At 72.1% G+C, this 25,514-nt stretch carries 24 protein-coding genes; 12 read left to right on the top strand and 12 right to left on the bottom strand.

Features of this window, described 5'->3' with window-relative positions:
• Positions 1–618 carry an urease accessory protein UreG gene (gene ureG / locus C4T42_RS05225; protein ID WP_020091939.1) on the top strand — a complete coding sequence of 206 codons (618 nt, stop codon included), beginning with the start codon at positions 1–3 and terminating at the stop codon, positions 616–618.
• 39 nt (positions 619–657) lie between these two features.
• Here ureG and C4T42_RS05230 read toward each other — a convergent pair whose 3' ends face one another.
• Positions 658–888: a hypothetical protein gene (locus tag C4T42_RS05230; RefSeq protein ID WP_020091938.1), complete on the bottom strand. Its 231-nt coding sequence runs from the start codon at positions 886–888 to the stop codon at positions 658–660.
• 198 nt (positions 889–1,086) lie between these two features.
• On the opposite strand from C4T42_RS05230, the gene C4T42_RS05235 reads away from it, so the two are divergent.
• Positions 1,087–1,290: a DUF3311 domain-containing protein gene (locus C4T42_RS05235; RefSeq protein ID WP_020091937.1), complete on the top strand. Its 204-nt coding sequence runs from the start codon at positions 1,087–1,089 to the stop codon at positions 1,288–1,290.
• Positions 1,287–2,747: a sodium:solute symporter gene (locus C4T42_RS05240; RefSeq protein WP_103984789.1), complete on the top strand. Its 1,461-nt coding sequence runs from the start codon at positions 1,287–1,289 to the stop codon at positions 2,745–2,747. Before C4T42_RS05235 ends, C4T42_RS05240 begins: the two co-directional genes overlap by 4 nt.
• A gap of 7 nt (positions 2,748–2,754) precedes the next feature.
• Here C4T42_RS05240 and C4T42_RS05245 read toward each other — a convergent pair whose 3' ends face one another.
• The 4 genes from C4T42_RS05245 to C4T42_RS05260 form a co-directional block, all read right to left on the bottom strand.
• Positions 2,755–3,528, bottom strand: coding sequence for an ABC transporter permease subunit (locus C4T42_RS05245; RefSeq protein ID WP_103984790.1), 774 nt, complete (start codon positions 3,526–3,528; stop codon positions 2,755–2,757).
• Positions 3,525–4,415 (bottom strand): ABC transporter permease subunit, encoded by an 891-nt coding sequence (locus C4T42_RS05250; RefSeq protein WP_103984835.1) that lies wholly within the window; start codon positions 4,413–4,415, stop codon positions 3,525–3,527. The genes C4T42_RS05245 and C4T42_RS05250 overlap by 4 nt, the downstream gene beginning before the upstream one ends.
• A gap of 77 nt (positions 4,416–4,492) precedes the next feature.
• Positions 4,493–5,551 (bottom strand): ABC transporter ATP-binding protein, encoded by a 1,059-nt coding sequence (locus C4T42_RS05255; RefSeq protein WP_020091933.1) that lies wholly within the window; start codon positions 5,549–5,551, stop codon positions 4,493–4,495.
• 4 nt (positions 5,552–5,555) lie between these two features.
• The gene (locus tag C4T42_RS05260; protein ID WP_026604752.1) at positions 5,556–6,242 is read right to left on the bottom strand and encodes a Crp/Fnr family transcriptional regulator; all 687 of its coding nucleotides are present in this window, start codon (positions 6,240–6,242) and stop codon (positions 5,556–5,558) included.
• Positions 6,243–6,486: 244 nt separating this feature from the next.
• Here C4T42_RS05260 and C4T42_RS05265 point away from each other — a divergent pair, with 244 nt between their 5' ends.
• Positions 6,487–7,389 (top strand): UDP-3-O-acyl N-acetylglycosamine deacetylase, encoded by a 903-nt coding sequence (locus C4T42_RS05265; protein WP_020091931.1) that lies wholly within the window; start codon positions 6,487–6,489, stop codon positions 7,387–7,389.
• A gap of 9 nt (positions 7,390–7,398) precedes the next feature.
• On the opposite strand, the gene C4T42_RS05270 is transcribed toward C4T42_RS05265, so the two are convergent.
• Positions 7,399–8,463: an HD domain-containing phosphohydrolase gene (locus C4T42_RS05270; RefSeq protein ID WP_020091930.1), complete on the bottom strand. Its 1,065-nt coding sequence runs from the start codon at positions 8,461–8,463 to the stop codon at positions 7,399–7,401.
• A gap of 265 nt (positions 8,464–8,728) precedes the next feature.
• Here C4T42_RS05270 and C4T42_RS05275 point away from each other — a divergent pair, with 265 nt between their 5' ends.
• Positions 8,729–10,594 (top strand): ABC-F family ATP-binding cassette domain-containing protein, encoded by a 1,866-nt coding sequence (locus C4T42_RS05275; RefSeq protein WP_020091929.1) that lies wholly within the window; start codon positions 8,729–8,731, stop codon positions 10,592–10,594.
• 10 nt (positions 10,595–10,604) lie between these two features.
• Here C4T42_RS05275 and C4T42_RS05280 read toward each other — a convergent pair whose 3' ends face one another.
• The gene (locus C4T42_RS05280) at positions 10,605–11,909 is read right to left on the bottom strand and encodes an aspartate aminotransferase family protein (RefSeq protein ID WP_020091928.1); all 1,305 of its coding nucleotides are present in this window, start codon (positions 11,907–11,909) and stop codon (positions 10,605–10,607) included.
• 92 nt (positions 11,910–12,001) lie between these two features.
• Between C4T42_RS05280 and C4T42_RS05285 the strand changes: the two genes are divergently transcribed.
• A complete protein-coding gene (locus tag C4T42_RS05285; RefSeq protein WP_020091927.1) occupies positions 12,002–12,856 on the top strand; it encodes a LysR substrate-binding domain-containing protein in 855 nt (284 codons plus the stop codon).
• 91 nt (positions 12,857–12,947) lie between these two features.
• Here the strand turns inward: C4T42_RS05285 and C4T42_RS05290 are convergent, their stop codons facing one another.
• Positions 12,948–13,613, bottom strand: coding sequence for a hypothetical protein (locus C4T42_RS05290; protein WP_244603169.1), 666 nt, complete (start codon positions 13,611–13,613; stop codon positions 12,948–12,950).
• Between the two features lie 724 nt (positions 13,614–14,337).
• Here C4T42_RS05290 and C4T42_RS05295 point away from each other — a divergent pair.
• From C4T42_RS05295 to C4T42_RS05320, 6 genes are all read left to right on the top strand, one after another.
• Positions 14,338–15,402, top strand: a complete 1,065-nt coding sequence (locus C4T42_RS05295; protein ID WP_020091925.1) for a WcbI family polysaccharide biosynthesis putative acetyltransferase — start codon at positions 14,338–14,340, stop codon at positions 15,400–15,402.
• 80 nt (positions 15,403–15,482) lie between these two features.
• Positions 15,483–16,511 carry an alpha/beta hydrolase gene (locus C4T42_RS05300; RefSeq protein ID WP_103984792.1) on the top strand — a complete coding sequence of 343 codons (1,029 nt, stop codon included), beginning with the start codon at positions 15,483–15,485 and terminating at the stop codon, positions 16,509–16,511.
• A 185-nt stretch (positions 16,512–16,696) separates the two neighbouring features.
• A complete protein-coding gene (locus tag C4T42_RS05305) occupies positions 16,697–17,134 on the top strand; it encodes a heme-binding protein (RefSeq protein WP_020091923.1) in 438 nt (145 codons plus the stop codon).
• A 2-nt stretch (positions 17,135–17,136) separates the two neighbouring features.
• Complete coding sequence (locus C4T42_RS05310) at positions 17,137–18,723, top strand: peptide ABC transporter substrate-binding protein (protein ID WP_020091922.1); 1,587 nt, start codon at positions 17,137–17,139, stop codon at positions 18,721–18,723.
• Positions 18,720–19,643: an ABC transporter permease subunit gene (locus C4T42_RS05315; RefSeq protein ID WP_103984793.1), complete on the top strand. Its 924-nt coding sequence runs from the start codon at positions 18,720–18,722 to the stop codon at positions 19,641–19,643. The genes C4T42_RS05310 and C4T42_RS05315 overlap by 4 nt, the downstream gene beginning before the upstream one ends.
• Complete coding sequence (locus tag C4T42_RS05320) at positions 19,640–20,737, top strand: ABC transporter permease (protein WP_020091920.1); 1,098 nt, start codon at positions 19,640–19,642, stop codon at positions 20,735–20,737. The genes C4T42_RS05315 and C4T42_RS05320 overlap by 4 nt, the downstream gene beginning before the upstream one ends.
• A gap of 26 nt (positions 20,738–20,763) precedes the next feature.
• Here C4T42_RS05320 and C4T42_RS05325 read toward each other — a convergent pair whose 3' ends face one another.
• From C4T42_RS05325 to C4T42_RS05340, 4 genes are all read right to left on the bottom strand, one after another.
• Entirely contained in the window at positions 20,764–21,720 is a 957-nt protein-coding gene (locus tag C4T42_RS05325) for a D-2-hydroxyacid dehydrogenase family protein (RefSeq protein WP_020091919.1), read from the bottom strand.
• A gap of 69 nt (positions 21,721–21,789) precedes the next feature.
• Positions 21,790–23,418 (bottom strand): dihydroxyacetone kinase subunit DhaK, encoded by a 1,629-nt coding sequence (locus C4T42_RS05330; RefSeq protein ID WP_103984794.1) that lies wholly within the window; start codon positions 23,416–23,418, stop codon positions 21,790–21,792.
• 199 nt (positions 23,419–23,617) lie between these two features.
• On the bottom strand, positions 23,618–24,463 hold the full coding sequence (locus tag C4T42_RS05335) for a carbohydrate ABC transporter permease (RefSeq protein ID WP_234082978.1): 846 nt from the start codon (positions 24,461–24,463) through the stop codon (positions 23,618–23,620).
• A gap of 89 nt (positions 24,464–24,552) precedes the next feature.
• Complete coding sequence (locus tag C4T42_RS05340) at positions 24,553–25,509, bottom strand: sugar ABC transporter permease (RefSeq protein ID WP_020091916.1); 957 nt, start codon at positions 25,507–25,509, stop codon at positions 24,553–24,555.
• Between the last annotated feature and the right edge of the window lie 5 nt (positions 25,510–25,514).

Here is a 25,514-nt window from a genome sequence, read left to right on the forward strand (position 1 = left end):
ATGACCTCCACGAACGGCCCCCTCCGCGTCGGCATCGGCGGACCTGTCGGTTCCGGCAAGACCGCCCTGATGGAGCAGCTCTGCAAGCGCTTCCGCGACCGCTACGAGATCTGCGCCATCACCAACGACATCTACACGAAGGAGGACGCGCGGATCCTCACCGTCGCGGGCGCCCTGCCGGAGGAGCGCATCCTCGGCGTCGAGACCGGGGGATGCCCGCACACGGCGATCCGGGAGGATGCCTCGATCAATCTCGCCGCCGTCGCCGAGATGAGCCGGCGCTTCCCGAAGCTCGACCTCGTGCTGATCGAGTCCGGCGGCGACAACCTCGCGGCGACGTTCTCGCCGGAACTCGCAGACATCACGCTCTACGTGATCGACGTCGCCGGCGGCGAGAAGATCCCCCGCAAGGGCGGTCCGGGCATCACCCGGTCCGACCTGCTGATCGTCAACAAGACGGATCTCGCGCCGCTCGTCGGCGCCGACCTGTCGGTGATGGAATCCGACACGCAGCGGATGCGCGGCACCCGGCCGTACGTGTTCGCGTCCCTGCGCGAGGGCGCGGGCGCGGACGCGGTGGCGCGTTTCGTGGAGGAGGCGGGCGGCCTGGGCCGCTGAGTCGACGCGCCGGTCCGGGCGACCGGCGCGTCACGTTTCCTAGCGGCCGGCCTCGGCCGAGCGCGCGCGGACCGACGACCTGCTCGGGGTGCCCATGAGCGCGTCCAGGCGGCTCATCCGCGCGTTGAAATCGTTCAGGACGGTCTGGCGCGCCTTGATCGCGGCGCTGGGCTGCGCCTTGGCGGGGGTGTGCCGCGGGCGGGCCTCCGCTTGGACCGCCGGAACGGCGAGGAGCGCGGCCAGCGCCGCGAAGGTCAGAGTGCGGGTCATCGTGAAATCCTTCGGCGCCCGCCGCGTCGGACGGCGCGACGCTGCGCTGAGGATATGCGCGCCCGGAGCGCGGCCGCGTGCGCGAGCGCACAGCACGCAGACGTGATCGGGATGAGCGCCGTTGGGCCATCGCGGCGTTGACAGCGGTCCGTGACTGATTCAACCCGCGATATCGGGGCCTTCTGAACGGTATCGCGCATGCGAAATCTGCGGTGGCTGGCCGCCCTTCCCTTCCTCGGCATCCTGGTCGGCCCGTTCTTCCTGAACCGGGTCGAGCCCTTCGTGTTCGGCTTGCCGCTGCTCCTCGCCTGGCTGGTGTTCTGCGTGATCGGAACCTCGATCGTGATGGGGGTGATCTACCTGACCGACCCTCAGAACCGCGCGCCGGAGGATCCCCGATGAGCATCGCGCTCGTTATCGTGGCCGCCGGCTTCGCGCTGGCGATCGGCCTCGGACTCTACGCGCGGGTCGGCCGCGAGATGGGGCTGGAGCAGTGGACCGTCGGCGGCCGCGGCTTCGGCACCGCCCTGGTCTTCCTGCTGATGGCCGGGGAGATCTACACGACCTTCACGTTCCTCGGCGGCTCCGGCATCGCCTACGGCAAGGGCGGCCCCGCCTACTACATCCTCTGCTACCTGACGCTCGCCTACGTGACCTCGTACTGGTTGCTGCCGCCGGTCTGGCGCTACGCCAAGCAGCACAACCTCTACACGCAGCCCGACTTCTTCGCGCGCAAGTACGGCAGCCGCGCGCTCGGCATGCTGGTGGCGCTCGTGGGGATCGTCGCCCTCGTTCCCTACCTCGTGCTGCAGTTCAAGGGCCTCGGGATCATCGTCTCGACGGCGTCCTACGGCGCGATCTCGTCGACGACCGCGGTCTGGATCGGCGCGGCCGCGCTCACCGCCTACGTCGTGGTGTCGGGCGTGCACGGCTCCGCCTGGACGGCCGTGATCAAGGACACCAGCATCCTGTTCGTGGTGGTGTTCCTCGGGATCTACCTGCCGGTCCACTATTACGGCGGCTACGAGGGCCTGTTCACGGCGATCGAGGCGGCGAAGCCCGGCTTCCTGGCCCTGCCCGACCGCGGCCAGAGCCCGACCTGGTTCACCACCACGGTCCTGCTGACCGCGCTCGGCGGCTACATGTGGCCCCACACCTTCGCGTCGCTCTACACGGCGCGGGAGCCGGGCGCCTTCCGCCGAAACGCCGTGATCCTGCCGATCTACCAGCTGATCAACCTGTTCGTGTTCGTGATCGGCTTCACCGCCGTGATGCAGGTGCCGGGGCTGACGGGGCCCGACGTCGACCTCTCGCTGTTCAAGCTCTCCCTCGCGACCTTCCCGCCCTGGGTCATCGGGCTGATCGGCGCCACGGGGGTGCTGACCGCCCTCGTCCCGGGCTCCATGATCCTGATCGCGGGCGTCACGCTGGTGGCGAACAACCTCGTCCGGCCGCTGCGCCCCGGCATGGACGACGCCGCGACCGCGCGGCTGTGCAAGATCCTCGTGCCGGTGCTGGCGCTGGTCTGCGTCGGCTTCACCCTGTCGGGCGGCGACACGATCGTGCAGCTCTTGCTCATGGGCTACAACTTCGTGACGCAGCTCTTCCCCTGCTTCATCACCAGCCTGATGCGCCGCAATCCCCTCGACCGCCGCGCCGCCATCGCCGGGATCGTCGAGGGCGTGGCCACCGTGGCGGCGACCGTCCTCTCCGGGTTCAGCTTGGCGAAGCTGCCGCTCCTGGGACCGCTCCAGGACGTGAATGTCGGCATCGTGGCGCTGGTGGTGAACGTCGTCGTGACGGTCGCCGTGGCGCAGATGGTGCGCGCGGGCGCGACCGCCGCGCAGGCCGCGGAGTGATGCCCGCTCAACCCTGTCCGCGGCGGGCGGTCAGCCAGGACGCCAGCAGCACCGCGACGCTCACCAGCCCGACGAGGAGGGTCGAGGCCGCGTTGATCTCCGGATTCACGCCGAGACGGACCTGGCTGTAGAGCCGCATCGGCAGGGTGGTGGAGCCCGGGCCGGAGACGAAGCTCGCGATCACCAGGTCGTCGAGCGACAGGGTGAAGGCGAGGAGCGCGCCGGCCGCGAGGGCGGGCGCGAGCAGCGGCAGCGTCACGGTCATCAGCACGCGCGCCGGCGCCGCGCCGAGATCGGCCGCGGCCTCCTCGAGGGACCGGTCGAGGCCGCGCAGGCGCGCGCCGACCACCACCGCCACGAAGCCGGTGCAGAAGGTTGTGTGCGCGATGACGATCGTCAGGAGGCCGCGGTCTAGCCCGATCCCGATGAACATGAGCAGGAGCGACAGCCCGATAATCACCTCGGGCATCACGATCGGCCCGAAGACGAGACCCGTGAACAGGGCGCGACCGCGGAAGCGGCCCTGCCGCTCCAGGGCGAGCGCGGCCAGCGTCCCCAGGATCGTGGCGAGCAGGCTCGCGAGGAAAGCGACCTTCAGGGAGACCCAGGCGGCCGACAGGAGCGGCGCGTCGGCGAGTAGGGCGCCGTACCAGCGCGTCGAGAACCCGCCCCAGACCGTCACCATCGGCGAGGCGTTGAACGAGTACACGATCAGCACCGCGATCGGCCCGTAGAGGAAGCCCAGGCCGGCCACCAGGGCGGTGCGGGTCACCCAGCTCACGGCGCCTCGCCCTCGCCCGCGCGCAGGCTGTCCCGGAACAGGACCACCGGTCCGATGACGATGGCGAGGATCAGCACGGCGACAGCCGCGGCGAGCGGCCAGTCGCGGTTCGAGAAGAACTCGCTCCAGAGCACCCGGCCGAGCATCAGCGTCTCCGACCCGCCGAGCAGGTCCGGGATCACGAACTCGCCGACCATCGGGATGAAGCAGAGCCCCGCGCCGGCCGCGATCCCGGGCAGGCTGAGCGGCACGGTCACGGTCCAGAACACCCGGCTCGGCGAGGCGCCGAGATCCGCCGCGGCCTCGCGCAGGGTCGGGTCGAGGCGGTTCATCACCGCGTAGAGCGGCAGCACCATGAAGGGCAGGTAGGCGTAGACGAGACCGACGATCACCGCCGCGTCGGTGTTGAGGATCGTCAGCGGCGCGTCGATCAGGCCGAGCCGGCGCAGGGCGAGATTGAGCAGGCCCTCGGGCTTCAGGATCGCGATCCAGGCGTAGATCCGGATCAGGAAGCTCGTCCAGAACGGCACGATCACCAGCGCCACGAGGAGCGGCTGCCAGCGGGCCGGCGCCCGCGCCAGGGCGTAGGCGAGCGGCGTCCCGAGGGCGACGAGGATCAGGCTGGCGACGCCCGCGTAGGTCAGGGAGCCCAGGGCGGCGTCGCGGTAGAGGGGGTCGGCGGCGAGCGTAAGGTAATTGTCGAAGTTCAGGGCCTCGAGGAAGGCCGACCAGCCGTCGAGCCCGCCGCGCCAGTCGAGCAGCGGCAGGTAGGGCGGGATCGCCGTCGCCGGCTCCGAGAGGCTGATCTTCAGGGTGATGACGAAGGGCAGCAGGAAGAACGCCGCCAGCCACAGGAAGGGCGGCAGGCGCGCCAGGCGGTCGAACATCCGGCCGCGCTTGCGGGGGCGCGCGGACCCGGCCTCCGTTCGCCCGGTCGCGCGGTCGGCCTCCGCTCCGGCGGCCCTCATGCCGGCAGGATCACGGCGACGTCGGCGGGGAAGCTGGCCCGTGCGTCCGAGCCCGGCGCCGCGGCGGCCTCCGCGGGCCGCCCGCTCGCCCGCAGCGTGGCGCCGTCGGGCAGGCGCAGCGTCCGGCGCACCCGGTCGCCCAGGAACACGGCGTCGGCGACGACCACCGGCAGCCCTTCCGCGCCCAGCACCACGTCCTCGGGCCGCACCGCCACCACGACCGCGGCCCCTTCCGCGAGCGCGGCCTCCGCGACGCCCCGCACGGGACCGTGCGCGGTCTCGACCGTGCGGACCGTGTCGGCGCCTCCGGCGCCGACACGACCGGGGATGAGGTTCACGTCGCCGAGCAGGCCGGCGACGAAGCGGCTCGCCGGGCGCCGGTAGAGATCGGCCGGCGGCCCGACCTGGATCAGGCGGCCCGCTTCCATGACGCCGATCCGGTCGGCGAGCATCATCGCCTCCTCGGGATCGTGCGTGACGACGACGAAGGCGGTGCCGAGGCGGCGCTGGACCGCGCGCAGCTCGCCCTGGGTCTCCTCGCGCAGGCCGCGGTCGAGCGCGCCGAGCGGCTCGTCGAGTAGCAGCAGCTTCGGCTCCCGGGCGAGCGCCCGGGCCAGGGCGACCCGCTGGCGCTGGCCGCCCGAGAGCGTCTCCGGTCGACGGTCGCCGAACCCGTCCAGGCGCACGAGCTTGAGCAGTTCCGACACGCGCTCCGCCGAGGCGGAGCGGCCGAGGCCCTTCAGCCCGTAGCCGATATTGCCGGCCACGCTCATGTGCGGGAACAGCGCGTAGGACTGGAACATCATATTGACCGGCCGCCGATGGGGCGGCAGCGCGGTCAGGTCCTGTGCGCCCAGCAGGATCCGTCCCGAGGTCGGGCTCTCAAAGCCCGCGATCATGCGCAGGAGTGTGCTCTTGCCGCATCCGGACGGGCCGAGCAGGCAGAAGAACTCCCCCGCCTCGAGGTCGAGGGACACGGCGTCGACGGCCCGATGGGTGCCGAAGCGCTTGGTCAGCTCCTCCAGCCGCAGGCGCGGCGCAGGCCCCTCGGACAACGGATCAGGAATCCTCGCGCAGCGCCTCGGCCACGCGCGCTTCCAGGAGGTCCGGCCGGCGCAGGACCAGGGCGCCGCGGGTGCGGTCGACCAGTCCCTCCGCCGCCATCGCGGTAAACTCCCGGGTCACCTGCTCGCGGCGGCAGCCGATCCGCGCGGCGAGGACGTGGTGGTAGGGCGGCGGCGAGACCACCCGCTCGCCCGCCGTGCCGGCCCGGGGCACGGAGAGACGGAGCAGCTCGGCGTAGAGCCGGTGCTTCAGGTCGAGCAGGGCGTGCTCCATGAGCCGCGTGTTCAGCTCGCGCACGCGCTTGGCCAGGAGCCGGAACAGCCGGTCGGCGATCGCCTCGGAGGCGAACACGATCTGCCGGAAGACCGGCGCCGGCACCACGCAGACCTCGCCGCGGGTCAGCGCCGTGACGTTGGCCGAGCGGCCGATCCCGTCGATGGCGGCGAGCTCGCCGAAGAAGGCCCCGCCCCGCATCTCGCCCAGGATGACTTCCTTGCCGGACTGGGTCCGGTTCAGGATGCGGACCTCGCCGGAGGCGATGAAGTACACGTCGGTGGAGATATCGTCGAAGTCGACGAGGACCTCGTTCTCGTCGAAGCGGCGCCAGTGGCAGCGGGGCTCGTAGGGGCTGAGCTCGATGCCGGGATCCTTGAAGAAAGGTATTGTCCCCAACCGCGCCATCGATCGTGTTCCCTCAACTCCGGCCTCCGTCCCTGCCCTGACGGGGGCCGGCCAGCAGATCTGGGGACGGGAGCAGCCCGCACAGTGAAGCCGCGCCCCGCCGGGGCGGTGCTGGATCAATCGGGCGCCGCAATCGTGACGGTCGCGGGCGGGGCGGTCAAGCCGCGTCCCGATGAACAGGAGTTTATTAGCGTGGATCAGGTATCAGGGCTAAATTCCTGGCCCGCCGAGGCGGGCAGTATCGATGCATCAAGACGTACCTTTCCCGCGCTCGACATCCTCCACCGGTCCCCGCCAGCAGGCGACACTCGCGCGCCCCTTCGAGCGTTCGGGCCGCAGCCTCCATTCCGGGCGGCACGCCACGGTCCGCGTCAGCCCCGCCCCGGCCGGCCACGGCATCGTCTTCCGCCGCCACCTGAAGGACGGACGGGCGGTCGACGTGCCCGCCCACTGGCACTATCGGGAATCGCAGCCGCTCTCCTCGGCGCTGCGACGCGACGGCGTCCTCGTGCGCACGATCGAGCACCTGATGGCGTCGCTCAGCGCGCTGCGGATCGACAACGTGCTGGCCGAGATCGACGCCGACGAGTTGCCGATCTTCGACGGGAGCGCGACGCCCTGGTGTGAGGCGATACGGATCGCCGGCCGGCGCGAGCAGAGCCTGCCCTGCCGTGTGATCCGGCTGCTGCGCACGGTGGCGGTCGAGAACGGGCGGCGCCGCCTCGAGATCGAGCCCGGCCCGGGCCTGCACATCACCGGCCACGTCGCGCTGGCGCATTTCGGATCGATCGACTGGTCGGGCGCGATCACGGCGGACAGCTTCGAGCGGGAGATCGCGCCGGCGCGCAGCTTCGGCCGCTACGCGCGGGCCATGGCGGGCCGCGCCTACGGCTACCTGATGCGGAACGACTTCCTGCAGGGCGTCTCGCCCCACTCGGCAGCGCTGCTGGTGCGCGGGCACGTCCTGGGCGGGATGCGCGTCCCCGGCGAGCCGGTTCGCCACCGGATCCTCGACCTCGTCGGCGACCTCGCGCTGGCGGGCCACCCGGTCGAGGGCCGGATCTCGGCGTTCCACACGGGGCACGAGCTGAACCACGCCCTCGTCACCGCCCTGATGCGGGACGGCAAGGCCTGGGAACTCGTCTGAGGGTCGGGTTCAGGCGAAGGCGCGGCGGGGCGTCTCGCAGGCGACCGCGACCGCTCCGAAGGCGCGGACGAGGTCGGCATCGAGCTTCGCCCTCATCGACTCGAGGATGGCGTAGGCCTCGCGCGGGGCCTTCGGCGCCTTGTAGGGGCGCGCCTCGATCAGCGCGGCGAAGATGTCGGCGATGGTGATCAGGCGGACGAGGTCGGGGATCTGCTGCCCGCGCAGCCCGTCCGGATAGCCCGACCCGTCGAGATACTCGTGGTGCGAGCGGACCACCGACAGGGTCAGCGCGTCGTAGTCGCCCGTGAGCAGCATCTCGTGTCCGAGCGCCGGGTGGCGAGCCATCTCGGCGCGCTCTGTCGGCGTCAGCGGCGCGGGCTTGTTCAGGATCGCGAGGGGGATCTTGGCCTTCCCGATGTCGTGGAGCAGCGCGCCTTTGACGAGGTAGCGGGAATCCGCCTCGTTGAGCCCCAGGACGCGCGCGAACTCGGCCGCGATCCCGGCCACGCTCAGGCAGTGGCGGTGCGTGACGTCGTCGAAGCTCGCCACGACCCTGAGCCATTCGCGCACCTTGGCCTCGCGGATCGCCTGGTTGACCAAGTCGGCGCCGTTCTCGACCAGCGCGGCCGGGGGCGCCTGATCGGCGCGGAACAGGCTGACGAAGGCCGAGCGGGCCTCGTTCACCTGCTCCTGCCAGTTGCCGGTCTGCGGCGGGGCCTTGGCGGTGCCGATCAGGGTCGCGACCGCGTTCAGCAGCATGGCGCTGACCGCGGCGGCCGGCATCGCGCGGGTCGCGCCGAGGGCGGTGGCCTGGATCTCGCCGCGGCCGAGGTTGCCGTGGATCAGGGCCAGGAACGGGATGCCGGGCCCGCGCGCGGTGGACAGCGCCTGGCGCAGCCGGCGCACGGATTCGGAGGTCAGCGCGCTGACGTCGCTGATGATCAGCCCCGCCCCCCGCGGCGGGACGGCGTCGCCGTAGAGGTCGTGCAGCACAACGGGCGTGACGCCGCCGAGATTGCGCGCGAGCCTCTCGGCGCGCTCGACATCGTCGGTCAGGATCAGGGTCTGGCCCAAGATTCCCCCCTGTGGCTCGCCCCCGCCCGGGCGCTTTTCCGGCTCACGCGACGACGTTCTAGAGCCGATGAACGCACTATCAGCGTCTATTTGCGCAGCACTCGCCACAGGTTTGACGGCATTCCGTTAAAAATCCGACAGCCGAAGCTGATGTTTCAAGCTTAAAATAGGCGTCGCGTTGTGTCGGAGGGCGACACGGGGATGCCGGCCTGCCCGCGCGACGGCGGCGCTTGCCTCGCGGCGTCCGGACCGCCAGAACGCCGGCATGCTGCGCGTCAACGACCTCACCTACCGCATCGGCGACCGTCTGATTCTCGATTCCGCGAGCTTCACGATCCCGGAAGGCGCCCGCGTCGGGCTGGTCGGGCGCAACGGGGCCGGCAAGACCACCCTGTTCAAGGCCATTCTCGGCGACCTGCCGGTCGACGCGAAGTCGGTGGCGCTGCCCAAGGGCATGCGGATCGGCGCCGTCGCCCAGGAGGCGCCGGCAGGACCGGAGACGCTGCATGCGGTCGTGCTCGCCGCCGACACGGAGCGCGCCCGCTTGATGGCGGAGGCCGAGCACGCGGACGGTCTGCGCCGGGCCGAGATCGAGACGCGGCTCGTGGATATCGGCGCCCACTCGGCGCCGGCCCGGGCCGCCGCGATCCTGCACGGGCTGGGCTTCGACGCGGCGGCCCAGGCGCGGCCCTGCGCGGACTTCTCCGGCGGCTGGCGGATGCGCGTGGCGCTCGCCGCCGTCCTGTTCTCGGAGCCGGACCTGCTGCTCCTCGACGAGCCGACCAACTACCTCGACATCGAGGGCACGCTCTGGCTGTACGATTACCTGGAACGCTACCCGCGCACCGCGATCATCATCAGCCACGACCGCGACCTGCTCGACACCAGCGTCGACCACATCCTGCACCTCGACCGCGGCAAGCTGGCGATCTACCGCGGCGGCTACACCAGCTTCGCCAAGCAGCTCTCGGAGAAGCGCGTTCTCCAGGCCAAGGCGAAGGCCAAGCAGGATGCCGAGCGCGCGCACCTGCAGAGCTTCATCGACCGCTTCAAGGCCAAGGCCACCAAGGCGCGGCAGGCCCAGTCGCGGATGAAGCGGCTCGCCAAGATGGAGCCGATCGCCGCGCTCCTCGAGGACGACGTGCCGGTGATCCACCTGCCGAGCCCGGAGAAGCCGCTGTCGCCGCCGATCGTCGCCATGGAGCGCGTCAAGGCCGGCTACGGGGACCGGATCGTCCTGACCGGCCTCGACCTCAGCCTCGCGCCGGACGACCGGGTCGCGCTGCTGGGCGCCAACGGCAACGGCAAGTCGACCTTCTGCAAGCTGATCGGCGGCCGGCTCGGGCCGGTCGCCGGCGAGGTGAAGCGCTCCTCCAAGATGGAGGTCGCCTACTTCGCCCAGCACCAGCTCGACGAGCTGCGCCCCGCCGAGAGCGCCTACGCGCATGTCCGGACCCTGATGCCGGATGTCCCCGAGGCGAAGGTCCGCAGCGCGACGGCGCGGCTCGGATTCGGCGCCAACAAGGCCGACACGCCGGTCGAGAAGCTGTCGGGTGGCGAGAAGGCGCGCCTGCTCATGGGGCTCGCCGCCTTCCACGGCCCGCACCTCCTGATCCTCGACGAGCCGACCAATCACCTCGACATCGAGAGCCGGCAGGCCCTCGTGGAGGCGATCAACGACTACGAGGGCGCCGTCATCCTCGTCTCGCACGACCGGTTCCTCGTCGAGGCCTGCGCAGACCGGCTCTGGCTGGTCGCGGACGGCACGGTGAAGACCTTCGACGGCGACATGGACGATTACCGGCGCTTCGTCCTGTCGGGGCCCGAGCGCGAGGTCGAGCGCGAGTCCGAGCCCTCCGGCGGGCAGAAGGCCGAGGCGCGCCGCGCCGGCGTCGAGCGCCGCGCGGCCCTCGCGCCCCTGCGCAAGCGGCTTGAGGCGATCGAGGCACGGATGGCCAAGCTGACCGCGGCGATCCAGAAGATCGACGCCGCCCTGGAGGACGGGTCCGCGTTCCGGGAGAACGCCGCCAAGGCCGGCGAGATCGCCAAGATGCGGTCGGACGCCGCGACCGCGCTCGCCGCCGCCGAGGAGGAGTGGCTGACGGTCAGCGCGGAGATCGAGGCGGCCTGACGGGGCCGCCTCACACCGAGCCTTCGATCGCCCGCTCCAGGATGTCGACCCCGAGGTCGATCTCCGCGTCCGTGGCGGTGAGCGGCGGGGCGATGCGGAACACGCCGCCCATGCCGGGCAGCTGCACGATGTTCATGCTCAGCCCGAGTTCGAGGCAGCGCCGCGTGATCGCGTCGCCCAGCTCCGGGGCTGGCACCTTCGTGTCCCGGTCGGCCACGATCTCCACGCCCTGCAGGAGGCCGCGCCCGCGCACGTCGCCGATGCAGGCGAAGCGCTGCTGCAGCGCCCGCAGCCGCGCCGCGAGCCGCGCGCCGGCCGCCTCGGCCCGGCCGACCAGGGCGTCGCGCCGGACGATCTCCAGCACCTTGAGCCCGACCGCGGCTGGCAGCGGGTCGGAGACGTGCGTCGTGTAGAACAGGAAGCCGCGGGCGTGGCAGAGATCCTCGATCTCCGGCGTGGTCAGGACCGCCGCGAGGGGCAGGCCGGCGCCCAGGGTCTTCGACAGGGTCAGGATGTCGGGCACCACGCCGTCGCGCTCGCAGGCGAACATCAGGCCGGTGCGGCCGATGCCTGTCTGGGCCTCGTCGAGGATCAGCAGCATGCCCCGCTCGGTGCATTTGCGCTTCAGCGCCGCGAGGTAGCCGGGCGGGAGTTCGAGGATGCCGCCGGAACTGAGGATCGGCTCGGCCAGGAAGGCGGCGAGGTTGCCGGTCGACTGCCGGTCCACCAGCGCGAAGGCGTAGTCGAGCTCGGTCTGCCAGTCGTCGGCCCCGTCCCGCGCGAAGGTCGGGCGGTAGGCGTTCGGGGCGGGAATCGCGAAGGATCCGACCGGGGCCGGGCCGTAGCCCTTGCGGCCGGCGCTGTAGGTGGCCGAAGCGGCGCCCGCCGTCATGCCGTGCCACGACTGCGCGAAGCTCACGATCTCCCAGCCGCCTGTGGCGAGCTTGGCCATGCGCAGGGCGGCCTCGTTGGCCTCGGCGCCGGTGGTCAGGAGAAGCGCGCGCTCCAGCCCGCCGGGGGCGAGTCCGGCCAGCGCGGTCGCGAGGTCGACCACCGGCCGGCTCAGCATGCCGCTGAACAGGTGATCCAGGCGCCCGACGTGGTCGGCGACGACGGCGGCGATCTCGGGATGCCCGTGACCCAGGATCGCGCTCATCTGGCCGGAGGTGAAGTCGAGGATCTTCCGGCCGTCCGCGTCGTAGACGAAGCTGCCCTCCGCGCGCTCGATGATGACCGGCGCGAAGGCGCCGCCGTAGCGCACGAGGTGCCGGCGCGCGCGCGTCCAGAAGTCGGGGTCGTCGTTCCGCGTCGTCATCGATCCGGGTCCCGTGGCAGGCCCCGCCATGCTAGGACCGCCCGCAACCCCAGAGAAGCTTATAGTTCTGAACCGAGGGTTCAGCGATCCTGATGGCCCAGAGCCTCGACATCGACCTCCTGCGCAGCTTCGCCACGGTCGCGGAGACGGGCGCGCTGAGCCGGGCCGCGGAGCGGGTCGGGCGCAGCCAAGCCGCCCTCAGCATGCAGATGAAGCGGCTGGAGGATCTGGTCGCGCAGCCGCTGCTGCGACGGACCGGGCGCGGGGTGGTGCTCACGGTGCAGGGCGAGCGCCTCCTCGTCCACGCGCGCCGGATCCTGGCCTCGCACGACGACGCGGTGGCGGAACTGTCCGGCGGCCGCCTCAACGGCACGCTCAGGTTCGGCTGCCCGGACGATTACGCGCAGGCCTTCCTCCCCACCCTGCTGCGCGGCTTCGCGCACCTGCATCCCGACGCGGCGATCGAGGTGGTCTGCGGCGCGACGCCCCGTCTGGAGGAGCGGCTCGCCCGCGGCGGGCTCGATCTGGCCCTCGTCTCGGTCCCGCTGGCGGCCGGGCGGGAGATCCTGCGGCGCGAGGACCTCGTCTGGGTGGCGCCGCGCGGCGCCGAAGCGCCATGGCCCGACCCGTTGCCGCTGGCGCTCGGCGATCCCGACACGCTGGACCACCGGGCGGCGCGGGCCGCCCTCGACGCGGGCGGGCGCGCGTACCGGATCGCCTACGCGAGCGGCAGCCTGTCCGGACTGCTGGCGGTGGCGCGCTCTGCCCAGGCGGTCGCGGTCCTCACCCGCGCCGCGGTCCCGCCCGACCTGCGCATCCTGAACCGCGGCAGCGGCCTGCCCGCGCTGCCGCGGATCGGCCTGACGATCCGCCTGGACGAGGCGCACGCCGCGCCGCTGACCCGCGCCTTCGCCGCCCACCTGCGCGCGGTACTGCCGACGCTCTGATCGGGCGGTCCCGCCGGGCTCCCGTTCGTCCGGGCGGGGTAGCCCTGGTCCGGTCGCGATCGCGGCCGCCCCGAGCCGGTCGGGCCTGTCGCTAGCCCGCCTCGGACGGCTTCCGCCAGACGACGACGATCTCGTCGTTGTCGACGTTGATCCAGTTGATGTGGGTGCGCGGATGGGCTTGGCGGATCGTCTCGAAATGCGCGCTGTTGCAGAGCAGGTAGATGTCGCTCCCCGTGTCGTCCAAACCGGCCTCTGCCTCGCGCAGGACGGAGCGGAGGCTCGGACCCGGCAATTGCACGGCCCGGAACCGCCGGCCGGGCACGTCCGGAAAGGCCAGGCTCCAGGTCGCCGTGACCCGCGGGCTGTCGTACGCCACGACCGTGTCGGCGCCGACGAGCCGGGACGGGCTGTGATCCAATCGGACATCCTCGCTCCAATTGCGATTGGCGGCGCCGATCGTCTTCGTCGTCTCCGGCGACACGACCGGGGTCGTCGCCGTGGCCGTCGCCATCGCGGCGGCAGCGACCTGCGTGCCCCGCCGGTCGGTCACGTCGAGCGCGGCGTCGATCACCTGGATGCGGTTCTCGACGAGCGCGAAGACGGCCCCGGCCGCCTCCGGCGTGAGCGTGTAGATCGACCGCGGATCCGGCGCCGCGACGGGATTCACGTCGCGCGCCGGGGTAAGCACGGTCGCCTCGCCGGGCGGCGCCTTCTGTGCGGCCGCCGCGATCGCGGCCATCGGAGGTACGTAATCCATCGCGCAGTCTCCAGCTTTCGACCCGATGCGGAACCCGGCCTCCGACCCGCGCAGCGCCGTCGCCCGCGCATCGACCGTTTGCCGACGGCCATGCGGGCGTGGATCGACGACCGTCGCGGCGATGCGGAGGGGCGCCACCGCGGGCATGCCGCGGCTGCGCCGTCCGAGCGGCTCGGACCGTGGCCGGTGGTCCAGGCAGGTCGGTCGGAAATGCCCCGCGCCCGTCGGAGCGGCCGCTGACGCGGAAACACGGCGAGAGAGGGGATCCACCTCGGTCATCGGGGGCCTGCCGGTCCTCATGACCGCGAGCGCCCAGTCCGCGAGCTTCATGCTTCGTTGAATCGGATTTGTATCCAACGACTTGACTCTGTCAACAGCGCGCAAGTTGAATCGTCTCCGTGACGGACTTTCTTGGACTTTATATCGTGGCGACATCGTAGGAATTCGGCGGTCCGCTGTACGCGTTGCTTCCGCTCTTCTCAGAAATGGCGGGCGGTGCTCCGAATAATCGGAGATCCCCGAGCGCGTGCTTTCAAGCCTGGGCGATTGACAGGCGGCGCGCGTCGCCGTGTGCTGCGGTTCCGCCGCGCGGGTCGCGCAGTCCGTCCGACGGTCAGCACCGCGAGGGGGCTCCTCCCGATGGGCGCGATCGGCGGTCCCGGCCCGCGGGATCCGCACGGGTGCGGTGTTTGCCCGCGGCCCGCGGACATGCGAGAGAGGCCGGATGTTGACCGTCGATAGCCTCTGGCGCGCGCGGCACCGGCTCGCGCAGTTCGGGAAGAAGCGGACCGGATCGCCGCGCATCCTCGTGATCGGGGTCTGCCAGGCCGGATCCATCGCCAAGACGATGCGCTACCTGCTGCCGCACGCGCAGGTGGATTTCGTCTCGGCCTTCACGGCGTCCCGCCGGTTCCCGCGGCTCGCCGACCTGATGGCGCACGCGGACGGGTACGACCACGTCTTCACCAGCATCTACCTGCCCAAGTTCAAGGGCGGCGGCTCGATCGACACGCTTCGGACGCACCCGAAGGTCCGACTGATCCCGACCATCGTGTTCAGCGCCTACCATCCCGACCTCGTCCACGTGGGCGTTCAGGATCACGTCACGCTGAACGGCCTGATCTCGGGTCCGATGGGGCACTCGCACTCGGCGATCACGCTGTTCGCCTACCTGTCGGGCTTCTCGCAGGCGCAGGCGCTTCGGCTGTTCTCCGAGCCGGTCTTCGAGCGCCTCGGATACTTCAATCTCTGGGACGAGTCGGTCGCGTACCTGCGCGGCCTCGGCGTCCAGGCCGGGTACGATCTCGACACGCACCTCACGCGCTGGGCGCGTCGGGGCTGCTTCATGCACTCGATCAACCACACGAAGCTCTACGTGGTGGCCGACCTCGCCCGCGGCCTGCTGACCCGGGCCGGCGTGCCCTTCGAGGAATGCGACCTCGACGCGTTCCTCCCGGACGATCTCGGCGGCCAGGGCAGCTGGCCGGTCTATCCGGAGATCGCCCAGCATTACGGCGTGCCCGGCAGCGCCCTGTTCTTCAAGGCGGAGACGCGCCGGTCCGGCCCCGCGCGCACGATGAGCCGGCCCGAATTCGTCGCCGCCTCCTACGCGAACTACGACCGGCGCGAGCGGAAGCTCCTGATCTCGCAGCGCGTCCAGGGCTGGCTCAACGACGCGCCGACGGTGGATTTCCTGCGCGAGGCCGCGGGCCGGGGCGACGCGCCGGCGCGGCCGGCGAGCCGGGCCCCGGCGGTGAATGCCGGCAGCCTCGCCGGCCACGCCTCGTAGCGTCCGGAAGGGCACTTCCCCGCGGGCCCGGCGTTGTCGGCCACGGCCCGCCGCCGCGGGAAGGACGTCGAGGTGTTCCGATGAGTTCCGTGTCCCGCCATCGCACCGGTCGCGCCGCGACCGCGGCGGCCCTGACGCTCGCCGGATCGGCGGCGGCGCTGGTCGGCTGGAGCGCGCTGGCCGTGGACCGGCGGATGACCCTGCCGCCTGCCCTGCCGGGCCGCCACGAGCGGATCCGAACCCGCCGCGCCGGCGCGCTGTCGCTCTACGGCTCCGCTGAGGCCGAGGGCGTGCCGCTCCTGCTCATCCACTCGATCAACGCGGCGGCCAACGCCTACGAGGTCCGGCCGCTGTACCTGCGCTACCGCGGCACGCGCCCGGTCTACGCCCTGGAACTCCCGGGTTTCGGCTTCTCGGAGCGCTCGCGCCGCCGCTATACGCCGCGCCTGATGGTGGAGGCGATCCACGCGGCGGTCGACGAGATCCGGAGCCGGCACGGCGGCTGGGCGATCGACGCCCTCGCCCTGTCGCTCTCGTGCTCGTTCCTGGCGCGGGCGAGCCTGGAGCGGTCCGACGCCTATCGCAGCCTCGCGCTGGTGAGCCCGACGGGGTTCGACGCCCGGCTCTCCGGGGAGGGACCGCCGGACGGCCATCGCGGCCGCGACTGGCTGCTCCGCGTCCTCGACCGCCCTCCGCTCGGCCGGCCGCTCTTCGACGCGCTGGTCACGCGGCCGAGCATGCGGTTCTTCCTGGAGAAGACCTTCGGTTCCTCCGAGATCGACGAGGGTCTGCTCGCCTACGATCACGCCTCGGCTCACCAGCCCGGCGCCGAGCACGCCCCGTTCTGCTTCATCGCGGGCCACCTGTTCCCCACCGATGCGACCCGCCTCTACGAGCGCCTGCGCCTCCCGGTCTGGATGGTGCACGGGGAGCGCGGCGACTTCGTCGACTACCGTCGGGTGCCGCGGGTCGCCGACCGGCCGAACTGGCGCGTCGACATCCTGCCGACCGGCGCGTTCCCGCATTTCGAGCGGCCGGAGGCGGTGGCGGCCGGCTACGACGCGTTCCTGGCGAGCATCATCCGCCTGCCGGCCGCGCGACCGGCGTGATCCGTTAGCGGGCCCGCGGGACACCGGCGCGCAGGCGCTCGCAGACCGGCGGGTCGAGCTCGCGCCGGCCGCCGAACGTCGAAGTCGTGTGTCGGAGGCCGCAGCGATCCGCGTCGGTGGACCCGGCGCGCCCCCGTCCGTAAGGATGGAGACGCCGCCCGGAGCGGCGTCCGTGTTGGAATCCGATGATCGACCTGACCCTCGAGGCCGCCCGCACCATCGTCGACACCGCCCTGCGGGAGGCGCGAACCCGCAACCTCAAGCCCCTCGCCGTCGTCGTCTACGATGCCCGCGGCGCGCTCAAGGCGGTCTCGGTCGAGGACGGCACGTCCCTGCGCCGGGCCGAGATCGCGAGCGGCAAGGCCAACGGTGCCCTGGCGCTGGGCCTCGGCTCCCGGGCGATCCACGCGCGGGCCGAGCAGCAGCCCTACTTCGTCGCCGCTGTGACGCACCTCGCCGGGCCCGACGCCCTCGTGCCGGTGCCGGGCGGCGTGCTGATCCGCTCCGGCGAGGGACGCCTTCTCGGCGCGGTCGGCATCTCCGGGGACACCTCCGACAACGACGAGATCTGCGCGGTGGCGGGGATCGAGGCGGCCGGCCTGAAGCCGGATACCGGCGCCTGACCGTGCGCCCGCGCCGGCGCGACTGGCTGGCCGGCGCGTTCGCCCTCGCGGCCGTGCGGCCCGCCCGCGCGGCCGACGCGCTCTACCGCCGCGGCAACGACGCCGATCCCGAGACGCTGGACCCGCACCGCTCGTCCACGGTCGCGGAGGCGCACATCCTGCGCGACCTCTGCGACGGGCTGCTCACCTACGACAACCGGGGCACGATCATCCCGGGCGCGGCGCGCGCCTGGTCGATCTCCGAGGACGGGGTGAGCCTGCATTTCGACCTGCGCCCCGACGGCCGCTGGTCGAACGGCGAGCCGGTCACAGCGAACGACTTCGTCTACGCGTTCCGCCGGATGCTCGACCCGGCCACGGCGGCGAAATACGCCGAGATCCTGTTCCCGATCCGCAACGCCGCCGCCGTGAACCGCGGCGAGCGGCCGGCCGACGCCCTCGGCGTCGCCGCCGAGGCGCCGCTCCGGCTCGCGATCACGCTGGAACAGCCGACGCCCTACATCCTGGAACTCCTGACCCACCAGACCGCGCTTCCGGTCCACCGCGCCTCGGTCGAGCGCTACGGCGACAGCTTCACCCGGCCGGGAAACCTCGTGACCAACGGACCCTACCGGCTCGCCGACCGCGTGCCGGGCGGCGCGATCACGCTGGAGGCCAACCCGCACCATCCGGACGCCGCGAGCCTCGCGATCCGGCGCGTCGCCTTCCTGCCGACGCCCGACATCGCCGCCGCGGTGCGCCGCTACGCCGCCGGGGAGATCGACTCCCTCTCCGACCTGCCCGTCGACCAGATCACCGACCTGCGCCGGCGGTTCGGGCCGCAGGTGGTGCTCGGCCCCTCGCTGGGGCTCGCGGCGCTGGTGGTGAACACTCGCAAGGCGCCGTTCTCGGACCGCCGCGTCCGCCGGGCGCTGTCGCTCGTCATCGACCGTGAGTACCTCGCCGACGGCCTCAACGGCGGCACCATGAGCCCGGCCTACTCCCTGTGCCCACCCGGCCTCGACAATTACCGCACGCCCCCCGAGACCGAGGGCCGCCTCGGCCTGCCGATCGACCACGAGGCGGAGGCGCGCCGGCTCCTCGCGGAGGCGGGGTTCGGCCCGGACCGGCCACTCACCGTGGAGTACCGGTTCAATATCAGCGACAACAACCGCACCATCGCGGTGGCGCTCGGCGAGATGTGGCGCGACCTCGGAATCGTGACGCGCTACGTCTACACGGACGCGAAGACGCATTTCGCCTACCTGCGCGACGGCGGCGACTTCGACGTCGCCCGCTACAGCTGGATCGCCGACTATTCCGATCCGCAGAACTTCCTGTTCCTGCTTCAGAGCGGGAATGACGGCATGAACGCCGGCCACTGGTCGGACGCCGCCTACGACGCCCTGATGGCGCGGGCCGCCACCGAGCGCGACCTCACCCGCCGGGCCGGCCTGCTCTACGACGCCGAGGCGATCGCCCTGCGCGAGCTGCCCTGGATCCCGCTGATGCACTACCGCTCCAAAGCCCTGATCGCGCCGCGGCTGCACGGCTACCACCCGAACCTGCGCAACGCCGCGCCGACCCGCTTCATGAGGCTCGACGCGTGATCCGCTTCATCCTGCGCCGCCTCCTCCAGGCGGTGCCGACGCTGCTCGCCGTGGTGACCGTCAGCTTCTTCCTGATGCGGCTCGCCCCTGGCGGCCCCTTCGATCTGGAGCGGCCGCTGGCGCCCGCCGCCATGGAGAACCTGCGCCGGGTCTACGGCCTCGACCGGCCTCTGATCGCGCAGTTCGGCAGCTACCTCGCGGCGCTGGCGCGGGGCGACCTCGGTCCGTCCTTCTCGTTCCGCGACCAGAGCGTCCTCGGCCTGATCGCGCGGGGCCTGCCGGTCTCGGCGACGCTGGGCGCCCTCGCCCTCGCGCTGGCCACCGCGCTCGGCGTCGGGATCGGGATCGCGGCGGCGCTCCGGCGCGGCGGGCTCGTCGACCGGCTGCTCGGCGTCGGGGCCGCCCTGACCCTCTCGCTGCCGAGCTTCGTCGTCGCGCCCCTGCTGCAGATCGCCTTCGGCCTGACCCTGCGCTGGCTGCCGCTCGGCGGCTGGAACGACGGCGCCCCGAGCCACCTCGTCCTGCCGGTGGTGACCCTGGCCCTGCCGCAGGTCGGTGCCCTGGCCCGGCTGACCCGGACCTCGCTCGCCGAGGCGCTGCTGACGCAGCCCGTCCGCACCATGCGCAGCCTCGGCCTGCCGCCGGCCCGCGTCACCCGGCACGCCCTGCGGGGGGCGCTGCTGCCGGTGGTGGCCTATCTCGGACCGCTGGCGGCGGCCCTGCTCACCGGCTCGGTGGTGGTTGAGACGATCTTCGGGCTTCCGGGGATCGGCCGGTACTTCGTCGAGGGTGCGCTCAACCGCGACTACACGCTGGTGATGGGCACGGTCCTGCTCGTCGCCGGGCTGGTGATCCTGCTCAACCTTGCCGCCGACCTCGCCTGCGCGTGGCTCGACCCGCGCCTCCGGGTGGCGGCGTGACGGCGGTTTCCACGGCGCCGGCCCGGCGCGCCGTCCTCCGGTTCGCGCGGGAGCGGACCGCCGTGGCGGCGCTCGCCGTGCTGGTCCTGATCGCCCTCGCCTGCCTGGTCGGCCCGAACCTCACCGGCCACGACCCCGAGCGCGCCTATCCGGACCTGCGCCAGCTCCCGGCCGGTGTCTCCGCGCAGCCCGACGCCGCGCGTCTCCGGCCGGCGCTCGAGCGTCTGGCCTTCCGCATGCGCGCGCGGCTCGACGCCGTCGAGCGCGACGGCGACACGTTGCGGCTCACCCTCGGCTCCGATGCCGGCGTCGACCGGCGTAGCCTCGTCTACCTGCCGCGCTCGGCCCAGTTCGGGACGCCCGTCGTCGTGGACGAGCGGGACGGCGGCCGCGGCCTCGTCGTGGCGGTGCCGGTCCGGCGCCTGCACTTCCCCCTCGGCACCGACATCCAGGGCCGCGACCTGCTGACCCGCTGCCTCGTCGCCGGCCGGATCTCGCTGGCGATCGGGCTCGCGGCCAGCCTCGTCGCCCTGCTCATCGGCGTCGCCTACGGGGCGATTGCGGGCTTCGTCGGGGGCGCCGTCGACGCCGTGATGATGCGCGCCGTCGACGTGCTCTACGCGCTCCCCTTCGTGTTCTTCGTGATCCTGCTGCTGGTCTTCTTCCGCCCGAGCCTGCTGCTCATGCTGGTGGCGATCGCCGCGGTGGAGTGGCTCGACATGGCCCGGGTGGTGCGCGCCGTGACCCTGTCGCTGCGCGAGCGCGACTTCGTCCGCGCCGCGCGGGCACTCGGCCTCGGGACACCCCGGATCATCCTCCGGCACATCGTGCCGAACACCCTCGGCCCGGTGGCCGTGACCGCGACGCTGCTGGTGCCGCAGGTGATCCTGCTGGAGAGCTTCCTGTCGTTCCTCGGGCTCGGCGTTCAGGAGCCGCAGACCAGTTGGGGCGTCCTGATCGCTGAGGGCGCCCGCTCCATCGAGGCGGCGCCGCACCTGCTCGCGGCCCCGGCCGCGTTCCTGATCGCGACCCTGGTGGCGCTCAACCTGATCGGCGACGGCCTCGCGGACGCGCTGGACCCGCGCCGGGACTGAGCCCGGGTCCGGCAAGCTCCGCGACGTCAGCCCAGTTGCCGGATCGGGGCGCCGGCGAGCCAGGCCTCGATGTCCTCCACCGCCTGGGTGAAGAAGGTCCGGTAGTTGTTGCGCGACACGTAGCCGAGATGCGGCAGCGCCAGCACGTTCGGCAGGCGCCGGAACGGGCTGTCGGCCGGCAGCGGCTCGGTCTCGAACACGTCGAGGCCCGCGCCGGCGATCCAGCCCTCCTCCAGCGCCTGGACCAGCGCGGCCTGATCGATGATCGGCGCGCGCGAGGTGTTCACGAGAAAAGCGTTGCGGCGCATGCGGCGCAGCTCGGCCGCGCCCAGGAGGCCGCGGGTCCGGTCGCCCAGCACGAGGTGGATCGTGACGACGTCGCTCGCCTCCAGCAGGGCTTCCTTCGAGGTCGCCCGCTCCACCCCGGCGGCGGCGGCGCGACCATCGTCGAGGTTCGGGCTCCAGGCGATCACCCGCATGCCGAAGGCGCGCCCGATCTCGGCCACCCGCGTCCCGATCTTCCCCAGGCCCAGAACGCCGAGGGTCGCGCCGGCGAGATCGGTCCCGATCGTGCTCTGCCAGGGGCCGCCCGCGCGCAGGGTCAGGCTCTCCGGCGCCACGTGGCGCGCCAGTCCGAGGATCAGCGCCCAGGTCAGCTCCGTCGGCGGCGTCGGCCTGGAATCGGTGCCGCAGACGACGACGTTGCGCGCGCGGGCCGCCGCGAGGTCGATGGCGAGGTTGCGCATGCCGCTGGTGACGAGGAGCTCCAGCCGTGGCAGCCGTTCCAGCAGAGCCGCCGGGAACGGCGTCCGCTCCCGCATGATCACGAGGATCTCGGCCTGCGCGATCCGCGCCACGAGGTCGTCCGGGTTCGGGATGTGCTGGCTGATCGCGGAGATCGCGACGCGGTCGGAGAGGCGCGCCCAGTCCGCGAGCGCGAGGGCCGCCTGCTGGTAATCGTCGAGGATCAGGCCGGTGCGCATGGGGATGGGGTAGGCCTCGACGGGTGGAGCGTCAACGGATGCCGGGTGACGGCGCGCGGCGCCCAGTTCCTACGCCCCGGCTAGGGCCCCGAACGCCGCCGCGACGCCGGCGGCGCCGGGATCCTGGACACCGGCGAGATCCCCGGCCGCGAGGTAGCTGGAGCGGCCCGCGCCGGCGCGATCCATGCCGGCCGTGGCCTCGGCGCCGGCCCGGGCCGCCGTCGCGGCGGCCGCGAGATCGCCGCCCGTCAGGGCCTCGACGGCGGGGATCAAGGCGTCGAGTAGGGTGCGGTCGCCCGCCCGGGCGCCGCCGTACCCCTGGACGCGCGCCACGCCCTGCCCGAGAGCCTCGGGCCACGCGGCGCCGTCGGCGAGGGCCGAGGCCGTCGCGGCGAAGAAGATCGATCCGAGCACGCCGCTCGATCCGCCGACCGCGCGCCCGATCCGCTCGGCGAGCGCCCGGCACAGGGCCGCGGGCTCCGCCTGCGGCAGCCGGTCGAGATCGGCCAGGACGGCGCGGGCCGCGCCCGCGAAGGTCGTGCCGGCGTCGCCGTCCCCGACCTTGGCATCGAGGCCGTTCAGGGTGTCCTCGGCCCCGATCAGGGCCTCGGCGACGGCCCGGATCCGGCCGGCGGTGACGGCGTCGTGCGACGGCGCGAAGGCCTCGCCCGCGAGTCCCTCGGGCACCGGCCGCAGGATCGGCGGCGCGACCCGCACCGCCGCGGGCCAGGCCGGGACCGGGACTGGCTCCGACAGGGCGCGCTCCAGCGCGTCGTCGAGCGGCAGGACCGACAGCGAGGCACCGTGCATGTCGAGCGCCGTCATCAGCGGCGCGGGCCCGAGCAGCAGGCCGACGCGCCGCCCCAGGTCGGTGGCGAGCACGGCGCGGGTGAGAACCTGCATCTCGAGCGCGGAGGCGGAGCCGAGATTGTTCACGAGCAGCGCCAGCCGGTCCGCACCTTCGACGGCCCGCGCGAGACGATCGGCCATCAGCTCGGCGAGGTCGCTGGCCTTCGGCAGCGCGATGCGCTCCGCGCCGGGCTCGCCGTGGATGCCGAGGCCGAGCTCGGCCTCTCCCTCCGCCAGCCGCTCGCTGCGCGGCGAGCCGGGGATCGTGCAGGTGGAGACCGCGATGCCGAGCGACTTCGCCGCCCCGGCCGCCCGGCGGGCGAGCGACGCCACGGTCTCGAGCGGTTCCCCGGCCTCCGCGGCGTGACCCGCCACCTTGTGGACGAACAGCGTCCCGGCGACGCCGCGCGGCTGCTTGGCGTCCGGCAGCGCGATGTCGTCCGCGACGATCACGGTCTCGACCCTGTGGCCCAGCGCCCGGGCGCGCTCGGCGGCGAGCCCGAAATTCAGCCGGTCACCCGCGTAGTTCTTGATGACGAGCAGGCACCCCGCCGGCCCCGTCACCGCGAGGATCCCGGCCAACACCGCGTCGACGCTCGGCGAGGCGAAGACGTCGCCGCAGACAGCGGCGCTGAGCAGGCCCGGTCCCACGAAGCCCGCATGGGCCGGCTCGTGGCCGGAGCCGCCGCCGGAGATGACCGCGACCTTCCCGGGATCCGGAGCGGCGCGGAGGACGACGCGGATGCCCGGGTCGCCGTCGAGCCGTGCCAGGCGTCCGCCGCTCGCGGCGACGAGGCCGTCGACGGCGTCGTTGACCAGGGTGGAGCGGGCGTCGATGAAGTGGGCCATGGCGTGACCTTAGATGGGGCCGGTCCGCGATTCGGCGCCGGCGGATCCGCGCGCATTCTCGGCGTCGTCGAGCTCTGCTGGCAACGGTCTCCGTCCTCGCGAGCACAGCGCAGCGATCCGGCCCGCGCCACGCCGACCGAGGTCCCGCCGCCCCGGCGCGCTTCGCTGCGCGCGCGACGACGACGGTCCTGCCCGTCCCCTATTCCTTCACGGCGCCGGTGAGCGCGGAGACGTAGTACTCGACGAAGAACGAGTAGAGGATCACCAGCGGCAGAGAGCCGAGCAGCGCGCCGGCCATCAGCGACCCCCACTTGTAGACGTCGCCATCCACGAACTCGCTCACCACGGCGATGGGCACCGTCTTGTTCTGCGTCGAGGACAGGAAGGTTAGCGCGTAGATGAACTCGTTCCAGCACAGGGTCAGCGAGAAGATCCCCGCCGAGATCAGCCCCGGGAAGGCGAGCGGCAGGATGATCTTGGTGAGGATCTGCCACCGGCTGGCGCCGTCCATCAGCGCGCATTCCTCCAGCTCGTAGGGAATGGTCTTGAAGTAGCCCATCAGGAGCCACGTCGAGAACGGGATCAAGATCGTCGGGTAGGCGAGGATCAGGGCGATCGGCGAGTCGAACAGGCCGTAGGCCTGGATGATCGTGGCGAGCGGGATGAACAGGATCGAGGGCGGCACGAGGTAGGCGAGGAAGATCGCCGCCCCGACCCAGCCGGCGCCCCGGTAGCGCACGCGGACGCAGGCGTAGGCGGCGAGCACGCTCGCGAACAGCGACAGCACGGTCGCCGCCACCGACACGTACATCGTGTTCCAGAGCCAGCGCGGATACTGCGTCTCGAAGAGGAGCTTGTTGATGTGCTTGAGCGTCGGATCCACGACCCAGAACGGGTTGAACCGCTCCATGTCGATCAGCTGTTCGTCCGGTTTGATGGCCGTCAGCGCCATCCAGTAGAACGGGAACAGCAGCACGGCGAGGATGAGGAGGAGCGGCAGGTAGGTCGTCACGAGCCGCCGGGGCAGGCGCTCGAGATAGGCCATGCCCTCCGAATTGTCCGTGAGCCCGGCGGGCCGCGCCTCCAGCACGGAGTTGAGATGCGGATCGGCGTGGGCCGGCGGTGCGGGCGCGCTCATCGGTCGTTCCCCCCGGATTGCCAGGCCCTGCGCTGCAGGCCGAACCACGAGATGCCGATGGCCGCGAGCAGGAACGGCACCATGGCGGTGGCGATGGCTGCGCCCTCGCCGAGCGTCCCCGAGAGGATGCCGCGCTGGTACGACAGGGTCGCCATCAGGTGGGTGGCGTTCACCGGGCCGCCGCGCGTCATGGCCCAGATCAGCTGGAAATCGGTGAAGGTGAACAGCACCGAGAAGGTCATCACGACCGCGATGATCGGGGTCAGCAGCGGCAGGGTGATCCGCGAGAAGATCTGCCAGTTGGAGGCGCCGTCCAGCGTCGCGGCCTCGTAGAGCGAGGGCGAGACCGTCTGGAGACCGGCGAGCAGCGTGATGGCGATGAACGGCACGCCCCGCCAGATGTTGGCGAAGATCACGCAGGCCCGCGCCATGGCGGGATCGCCGAGGAAGTCGATGTTGCCGTCGATCACCCCGAGATGGCGCAGCGACCAGGAGATGATCGAGAACTGGCTGTCGAAGATCCACCAGAACGCGATGGCCGACAGCACGGTCGGCACAACGAACGGGATCAGCACGATCGACCGGATGATCGACTTGAACGGCATGTTCTTGTTGAGCAGCAACGCGAGGTAGAGCCCGACCCCGAACTTCACCACGGACGCCACCGCCGTGTAGAGGCAGGTGTTGAACACCGAGAGCCAGAAGACGTCGTCGTCCCAGAGCCACTCGTAGTTCTCCAGGCCGACGAAGACCCCGTCTCGGCCGATCCGCGCGTTGGTGAAGGACAGCCAGATGCCCTTCAGGAGCGGGTAGGCCAGGAACAGGCCGAGGATCAGCGCCGTCGGCAGCATGAACCAGAACCCCGCCCAGCCCCGGCTGGCGCGGACGCGCTGCCAGGCCGAGCGGGTGGGGATTGCGGCCGGGGCGGGCTGCGTCAGGGCCGTGTGCGCCATCGTCT

It is taken from the genome of Methylobacterium sp. 190mf (assembly GCF_900107945.1).
In the GTDB taxonomy this organism is placed as follows: domain Bacteria; phylum Pseudomonadota; class Alphaproteobacteria; order Rhizobiales; family Beijerinckiaceae; genus Methylobacterium.